Source organism: Psychrobacter sp. M13, assembly GCF_030718935.1.
Taxonomy (GTDB): Bacteria; Pseudomonadota; Gammaproteobacteria; order Pseudomonadales; family Moraxellaceae; genus Psychrobacter; species Psychrobacter immobilis_G.
The window spans coordinates 21,613-29,784 of sequence record NZ_CP132195.1 but is presented as its reverse complement, the minus strand read 5'-3'; the positions used below and the strand labels follow the sequence as shown (position 1 = coordinate 29,784).

Annotated in this window: 6 protein-coding genes; 5 read left to right on the top strand and 1 reads right to left on the bottom strand. The window is 43.2% G+C overall.

The genetic code is table 11. From position 1 onward, the window contains the following. Positions 1-239: 239 nt before the first annotated feature. Both Q9G97_RS13560 and Q9G97_RS13555 read left to right on the top strand, forming a co-directional pair. Positions 240-890: a DUF411 domain-containing protein gene (locus Q9G97_RS13560; RefSeq protein ID WP_305900358.1), complete on the top strand. Its 651-nt coding sequence runs from the start codon at positions 240-242 to the stop codon at positions 888-890. A gap of 798 nt (positions 891-1,688) precedes the next feature. Then, a complete protein-coding gene (locus Q9G97_RS13555; RefSeq protein ID WP_305900357.1) occupies positions 1,689-2,411 on the top strand; it encodes a CHAP domain-containing protein in 723 nt (240 codons plus the stop codon). 132 nt (positions 2,412-2,543) lie between these two features. Here the strand turns inward: Q9G97_RS13555 and cadR are convergent, their stop codons facing one another. Next, the gene (gene cadR / locus Q9G97_RS13550) at positions 2,544-2,954 is read right to left on the bottom strand and encodes a Cd(II)/Pb(II)-responsive transcriptional regulator (protein ID WP_305900356.1); all 411 of its coding nucleotides are present in this window, start codon (positions 2,952-2,954) and stop codon (positions 2,544-2,546) included. Between the two features lie 142 nt (positions 2,955-3,096). Between cadR and Q9G97_RS13545 the strand changes: the two genes are divergently transcribed. The 3 genes from Q9G97_RS13545 (at position 3,097) to Q9G97_RS13535 (ending at position 8,146) form a co-directional block, all read left to right on the top strand. Further along, positions 3,097-5,313 carry a heavy metal translocating P-type ATPase gene (locus tag Q9G97_RS13545; protein WP_305900355.1) on the top strand — a complete coding sequence of 739 codons (2,217 nt, stop codon included), beginning with the start codon at positions 3,097-3,099 and terminating at the stop codon, positions 5,311-5,313. A 121-nt stretch (positions 5,314-5,434) separates the two neighbouring features. Beyond that, complete coding sequence (locus Q9G97_RS13540; RefSeq protein WP_305900354.1) at positions 5,435-7,483, top strand: heme lyase CcmF/NrfE family subunit; 2,049 nt, start codon at positions 5,435-5,437, stop codon at positions 7,481-7,483. Beyond that, positions 7,484-8,146: a DsbE family thiol:disulfide interchange protein gene (locus tag Q9G97_RS13535; protein ID WP_371747956.1), complete on the top strand. Its 663-nt coding sequence runs from the start codon at positions 7,484-7,486 to the stop codon at positions 8,144-8,146. Positions 8,147-8,172: the final 26 nt, after the last annotated feature.

Genomic DNA, 8,172 nt, shown 5'->3' with positions numbered 1-8,172 from the left:
CGCAAATTATCCAAAATTATGAGTTTTGAATTTTTAGTCAAAATCCAAAACTCAGATAGACCCGTTAATACTACAGGCAGCATTTCAAAATAAAAACTGCTTATGATACCAGTCCGCACTGCTCAATGGATAAATTTACGTACCCCGTTTGATGGGTTATTATGCTACCTTGTTAAACGATATGAAGTGTTACGTGGCCTTCTCTGGCTCACAATATTTACAATACATGAGAGAGCACTATGACCCCCTTAAAAATGAAATCCAGTCTTATATTCAATCGTCATCTGTCTAAGGGGTTGCGTAGTACGTTAGTATTACTTGCCGCCTCATCACTATTTTCTTGTAGCCAACCGAGTAGTGGCGTATCTGATGCAAGCACAACATCAGTAACAACCGAAAATGCAACAGCTATCACTTTAAAGGAAGATGAACCAAACGCTAAAAGTGCTCATATGATGACAATGTCAGTAAGTAAACCAGACCTACTAGAAAACGTCTCAGCCACGGTCTATAAAGATGCCAATTGCGGCTGCTGTAAAGAATGGATAAGTCATGCAGAAGATAATGGTCTAAGTGCAACTGCGCACGATGTTGCGGACTTAGCAGGATTTAAAGAGCGTTACGGCATTCCAACTGAGATGCGGTCTTGTCATACGGTAGTCACTACTGATGATTACGTCTTTGAAGGCCATGTACCTGCTAAGTATATGGCGCAATTTTTAGAGAATCCGCCAGTACAAGCTATGGGTCTTGCCGTACCTGGCATGCCTGTTGGTAGCCCAGGTATGGAGTATCAAAATAAGTTTCAGCCTTATCAAATTATGCAGCTCAATAAAGACGGAACGACTCAAGTTTATGCTGATATTGAATCTGTAGAGCAGCAATTATAGTGTGTTAGAAGTTAACAATAGTTTGATTATAGTGTTAGCGTTAAAAGTAAATGAGGCAGGTATAAGACTGTTTTATTGCTTATAAAATGATTCTCGATCAAAAATTTAATTAGCTATTAAGACTTTAAAAGCAAAAATACCTTTGAATTTGTAACTTTTGATGACAATGTAAGCCGATTTATTGATTATTTACTCTTAAAACGGATAAACAATTAAGGAATAATACAAGAATATACAGGATGTATCGAAACAATTACGTAATATTACATAAGCTAGTAGGGAATTAAAATCTATATTGACACTATAAATTATTATATTATCTTAATAATTAGTTAAACCCTATATAGCATAATTACTTCAATCCAATAAAAAAACGTCTGATGGTTAAATCTAAATTATAGATTTAACCATCAGACGTTTTTTTGCTTATAAAACAGTAGAAATTGTTGTCAATTTAGTCAGCTATACTCTATGTATGTTACACAAAATTACATAGAAAAATAGGTTTTTTCAATGCTCTTTTTATCATAAAGAGAGTTATTTTGTGATTTTCAACAGTGGTGACATGTTTTATAGCTTGTGCTAAAGTCGGCTTTGTGTTTTGGTCAACCGCTTGATTTTCAATAGCTTCACATGGCTTTAACAAGGTTGCCAGCGCTCCTGATCACACTTTAGATAAGCATTTTGCAACATAAGTATTACTCACTACGACGCGTATATGCTTGAGTTGTTGAAATTTAATTGACTGCGCTGTTATTGATAACAGCCTATTTTGAATTAACCGTAGGTAGTAGATTTATGAAACAGGCTTTATTGATTTTATCAGTACTGGGTATGGGCATAGCACAAACGAGTGGTGCGGCTATAACAACCTTTCAAACAAATAATACTATCACTAATACTTCTGTGGCATCAAACTACGGTTCATCAAAGAACCTCTACAGCACAAAAAGCGGTGATTATGTCTCAAATAACGACGAAATCAGTCAAGCAATTAGCAATTTAAGTGCGCAAGCCAAGCAAAAAGAGAGTCAGCTTTCATCATTAAACAGCCGCTTATATGCTGAAAAACAACAGCAGCAAGTTAATACGGTTCCTGATAGTAATTCAGCACCTGCTCGTGCTGCTGCGCAAGCATCACGAGTGGCTTTATCTGGCAGCTCTGGATATTGTGCCCGCTATGTACGTAAAGCGCTACAATCAGCTGGCTACGAGTTTACCCCTAACCCAGCAGCCTATCAATATGCTACTCGTGGCACGCTTGATAAAGCAGGTTTCAGCAAAATCAGCAATGACATGCCGACTCAAGTGGGTGATGTTATCGTCTATGATCGCTCATCAAAACGTCCATACGGTCATATTCAAATTTTTGACGGCGAGAATTGGATTTCTGACTTTCGTCAAAGAAGTATCAGTCCATACAGTGGTGTCTATGCTTATACGACATGGCGCGATTCAAAATTCGTTGATGATGCATCCGCATCAGATCGCAATATCTACCTTGCTATGAATGATAAATAAGACCTGATAAGTCAGCACAACATAGTTATTCTTTCCTCCAACCCAGTAGTGATCTTACTATCATTGCTGGTTTTTTTGTGCTTAAGATCAGGGCGTATTTAAGTTTCACGATTTGACTAGTAAAAATAGATGCTATTTATGACAAGAATTATCGGCAAGAGCCTTTAATATCCCACATGATACCGCTGGTGCACTACTTGCACATTTCTGGCGCAAAACAGTCAGATGCTGCTTTAAGTACATCAGTTCTTCCATTCTTATTTCTACGGCATGAATTTGCTCATCTAGTAAGGAGCTCACATCACCACAGTCTTTATCAGGTTCCTCCCAGTATTCAAGTAAGATTCTTACTTCGTCTAAAGCCATGTCAAGCGTACGGCAGTGTAGGATAAATTGTAGACGCTCAATGTGCTCTTCATTATATAAACGATAATTCCCTGCGCTGCGAGAAGGCTCTGGTAATAACCCCTCCTTTTCATAATAGCGAATGGTTTCTACTGTAGCTCCTGTGCATTTAGCGAGCTCACCAATTTTGATTGTCATAATAACCTCTATGATTTAAATAATTAAAGTGGCTGTAAAGACTGGCGCTAGAGAAATTAAATTTACAAAACTGTAGATAGACAACCTTGACTCTAAAGCCACTAGAGGGTTCATAATATCACTATTCAAAGGGTAAATTATTATGAAATATAATATTGAAGGTATGGACTGTGCCAGTTGCATCGGCAAGATTGAAACAGCTTTGAAACGTATGCCTGGGGTTTCTGATGTTGAGCTAAATTTTGCTACAGAAACGCTAGAGCTAAGCTTGGCCCCTGGTGCGCCGACTCAACTTAGTGATATTGAAAAAACCATCAAAAGCCTAGGGTTCGGCATCTCTGCCAATACTGGTCAACAAACTGTATCGGCTATCGATATTGACAGCGATAATCAGATGGCCCCGCAGGATAAGCGGTGGTGGCAAACTCACAAAGGCAAACAGGTTGTTGGTCTCGGCATTTTGATGGGTAGCGCTTATGCGCTGTCATTACTTTTCCCCGCTTATGGCATATGGGTGTTTGCCATTGCCGTAATTGTAGGTGTTTTTCCATTTGCTCGCAAAGCTTTGGCACTGGCTAAAACAGGCTCGTTTTTTTCAATTGAAACGCTGATGTCCGTTGCCGTGCTTGGTGCTCTTGTCATTGGTGAGGCTGAAGAGGCCGCAGCGGTTGTTTTCTTGTTCTCAATCGGAGAGCTATTCGAGAGTATCGCTGCTGATCGCGCTCGTGCTGGCATTAGAGCTTTAGCATCGTTGGTTCCAAAGACCGCCATTTTACTCGATGCGCAAGGGGGGCAACGTGATGTTCCAGCGTCCTCACTACAAGTGAATGATCTTGTGCTCGTCCGTCCTGGCGATAGAGTATCTGCCGATGGCGAGATTGTTCAAGGTGCATCCAGCCTAGATGATTCACCTGTTACTGGAGAGTCGGTTCCTGTTGCTAAAAATATGGGAGATACTGTATTTGCAGGGTCGATTAATATCGATGGCGTGTTACAAGTACGGGTGGAGAAAACGGCTGCCGATAATACGATTGCAAAAATTATTGAACTGGTAGAGCAAGCGCAAGCTTCTAAAGCGCCTACCGCCCGTTTCATTGAAAAGTTTAGTCGCTATTACACTCCAGCAGTGATGGCTATTGCCGCATTAATTATCGTCGTGCCACCGTTAGCTATGGGCGGCGATTGGGGAACTTGGTTGTATCGCGGTTTGGCACTATTGCTAATTGCCTGTCCCTGTGCCCTTGTGCTATCCACACCAGCTGCCATTGCTTCTGGTCTGGCGGTCGGTGCGCGCCGCGGATTGCTGATTAAAGGGGGTAGTGCTTTAGAAACCATCGGCAAAGTGGAGACAGTCGCTTTTGATAAAACCGGCACCTTAACTGAGGGTAAGCCACGCGTTACTGACATTGTTGCCTTTATTCAAGAGTACCCAAGTGTTCAAAGTCAGGATTCTCAGGATCAGGGTTCTCAAGGTAAAGATAAGGTATTGGCGCTCTTTGCCAGTGTGGAGACAGGTTCTAGTCACCCGCTTGCTGAAGCCATTGTCAGTCATGCTAAAGCCGCCAAAGTTGTCATACCTGTGGCTTCTAAAGCTTCTGCTACTGCGGGTAAAGCGGTACACGCAACTATCGCTGGGCGCGCGCTAGCTATCGGTTCGCCTGTTTATGCAGCCGATGAGGCATTGATTTCATCCAAACAACAGGCACAAATTGAGGCGCTGCAAAATGAGGGCAAGACCGTCTCAGTTCTTTTCGATGAACAAAGTCGAGCGGTGCTTGGACTGGTAGCACTAAGAGACGAGTTACGAGACGACGCTCATGAAGGTGTGGCTCAGCTTAAAGCGATGGGTGTGCGCTCCGTCATGCTGACAGGCGATAACCGCTTAACCGCTCAAGCACTTGCCAGTAATTTAGACGTGGAATGGGAAGCTGAGCTGTTGCCTGAGGACAAACTGCGCTTGCTTAACGAGATGAAGAATAACAGCAAAATAGCGATGGTGGGTGATGGTATTAACGATGCGCCAGCGCTAGCAACCGCTGATGTTGGCATCGCGATGGGTGGTGGTACCGATGTGGCCATTGAGACGGCCGATATCGCATTATTAAAAAGTCGCGTGACAGATATGGCGCATCTGATTGCACTGTCGCGCGCCACCATGAGCAACATTCATCAGAACGTCATTTTCGCTTTGGGTCTCAAAGGCGTCTTTTTGATCACGACCGTATTCGGCATTACTGGTTTATGGATCGCTGTGTTGGCTGACGCTGGTGCTACGGTTCTGGTTACCCTTAATGCACTGCGTTTACTGCGCTTTAAAGGCGCGCCTCCACTGGTAACTCCGCCTAAAGTAGTTAAATAAAACCCTTCGAAATCAGTTGAAAACTAGAGATAGCAGCAGATTTCGAGGGTGGGTTCTAATAATAACAATCCCACCGCTACAGTAAAGTGCAACCGCATTAGAGTAAATAAGGTTAGACCGTATGTTGATTACAGAATTGGGCTATTTTGCCTTGCTTACCGCTTTTGTATTGGCGTTATTGCAGGTAATTCTGCCAACTATTGGTGTTATTCGTAACCAAGTTGCTTGGCAACGACTAGCCCCTAGCTTAGCTTGGGCACAGTTTGCCGCCATGATAACGTCATTTGGCGCTTTGATAGCAGGTTTTTATTATAATGATTTTAGCCTCAGTTACGTCGCGCAGCATTCCAATACGCTGTTGCCTTGGTACTATAAGTTATCGGCGACATGGGGCGGACACGAGGGCTCTTTGCTGCTATGGATGACCATCATGGCGACATGGTGTGCACTAGTATCTTACTTTAGCCGTGGTCTGCCGCTGTCAATGCGCGCGCGGGTATTAGTAATTTTGGCTGGTGTACAGTTAATGATGCTAACGATGCTGATATTTACCTCGTCACCGTTCGAGCGTACTTTACCCAATTTAGCGGTCGATGGCGCTGATTTAAATCCTGTCCTACAAGATTTCGGTCTGATTATTCATCCACCCATGTTATATATGGGCTATGTGGGTATGGTCGTGCCGTTTGCTTTTTGTATGGCGGCATTGTGGGAAGGGCGTTTAGATGCTGCTTGGACACGCTGGTCACGTCCATGGGCGCTAGCGGCTTGGGGATTTTTGACCATTGGTATTGCACTAGGGTCGTGGTGGGCCTATTACGAGCTTGGCTGGGGCGGTTGGTGGTTTTGGGATCCTGTAGAGAACGCCTCGTTTATGCCTTGGCTTGTCGGCTTAGCATTGCTGCATTCATTAGCAGTCACCGAAAAGCGCGGGGTGTTTAAAGCATGGACCATCATGCTGGCTATTTTCGCCTTTGCCTTAAGCTTGCTTGGCACGTTCCTCGTGCGCTCTGGGGTTCTCACCTCAGTGCATTCGTTTGCCGCTGATCCGACGCGTGGTTTGGTCATCTTAGCTATTCTTGGCATTATCATCGGTAGTGGTCTATTAATGTTTGCCGTTCGCGGTTGGCATTTAACCGTTGAAAGTCAATATCAGCTGATTTCACGTGAGTCCTTTTTAGTGATCAACAACGCTATCATTTTGATTGCAACCTTAGTGGTGCTGCTCGGCACCCTCTATCCTATTATCGCTGATGCCTTTGGTTTAGGACAAGTGTCCGTTGGCCCTCCTTATTTTAATGCACTATTTGTACCTTTAACATGGCTGTTATTAATAGCTATGGGTATGGGCTCAAATATTCGCTGGAAAAAAGACACCCGTCCACTACTGGGTATAGGCATGGTCATCGCCGTTAGTAGCTTAGTATTAGCCGCCATTATTACTTACTTTGTTAATCCATCGTCTATGCTTAATATTGGTGTGACTTTAGCCGTTAGCTTTTGGGTACTGCTATGGATGGCAGTTGATTTTAAAGATAAAACTAAGAATGCGCCTAATCTTTTTAACGGTTTGCGGCAGTTGCGTCTGAGCTATTGGGGTCAACAGACTGCTCATATTGGCGTATTGGTTGCTGTCATTGGCATAGCCTTTACTAGTAGCTTGAGTATTGAGCGTGACGTAGCAATGGGTATTGGCGATACAGTCAATGTTCAAGGTTACGATTTTGAAGTAACTGAATTTTTTGAAATAAAGGGTAGTAACTTTGATGCAACGCAGGCGCAAGTCGTGGTATCCAAAAACGGTCGTGAAGTGGCGAAACTGAATCCAGAAAAGCGTACTTATATCATTAGCACTATGCCGACCACTGAGGCGGCCATTGATGCTAGCCTAATGCGCGATGTTTATGTCGCACTGGGCGAACCTATTGCCGATGGTAGTAACCAATGGGCATTAAGGATTTATGTAAAACCATTAATTCGCTGGATTTGGTTAGGGGCAATTATCATGGCTCTAGGTGGATTAATTAGCATGCTTGATAAACGATACCGCATCAAAAAAGTTAAAGCTCCATTGCTAGTTACTGGTGATCTGGCTACTGATGGAGTCAATGAGGTAGCTATTGAGCAGGCAATCTCAGCATCGACGATGTCGACACTAAAGGAGAAATAAATGACTATGTCGAATAATACTCCTGAGCAAAAAGATAGCCAAAACAGTAAGCAGCGTAACCCAAAGACAATGAAAAAAAAGCAGACGAAGCTATGGTTCTTAATTCCGCTTATCCTCTTTTTTGGTTTGGTAGTTATATTGTACATGCGCTTAGGTAAACCAACAGACATTGTGACCAATACCGCTCTTGAGCGTCCGGTTCCTACCTTTGAGCTGCCGTTATTAGCAGATACTACCCGTACTATCACCAATGATAATTTGCCAGATAAGCCGTTTTTACTTAATGTTTGGGGCTCATGGTGCCCAACTTGCGTTATTGAGCATCCGTTTTTAATGCAACTAGAAGAGCGCGGCGTTGATATCGTTGGTGTGAATTATAAGGATGAGATTGGTAATGCGCTCAGTTACTTAAACCGAGGCGGTGATCCATTTTCTATGTCTATTCAGGATTCATTGGGTCAGTTTGCTCTAGACTTAGGCATAACTGGTGCGCCCGAAACCTTTGTTGTGGATGGAGATGGCATCATTCGTCAGCATATTGTTGGTGAGATTAATGAAGCCAATTGGCAACAGCGTGTTAAGCCGTGCCTGACAGTGCTTAATGAGGCTAATAAGAACAACGATAGTCCTGATCCCATTCAGGTTGAGGAGATGTGCAAATGAACGTTACTCGAATAAGAGCTCCTCAA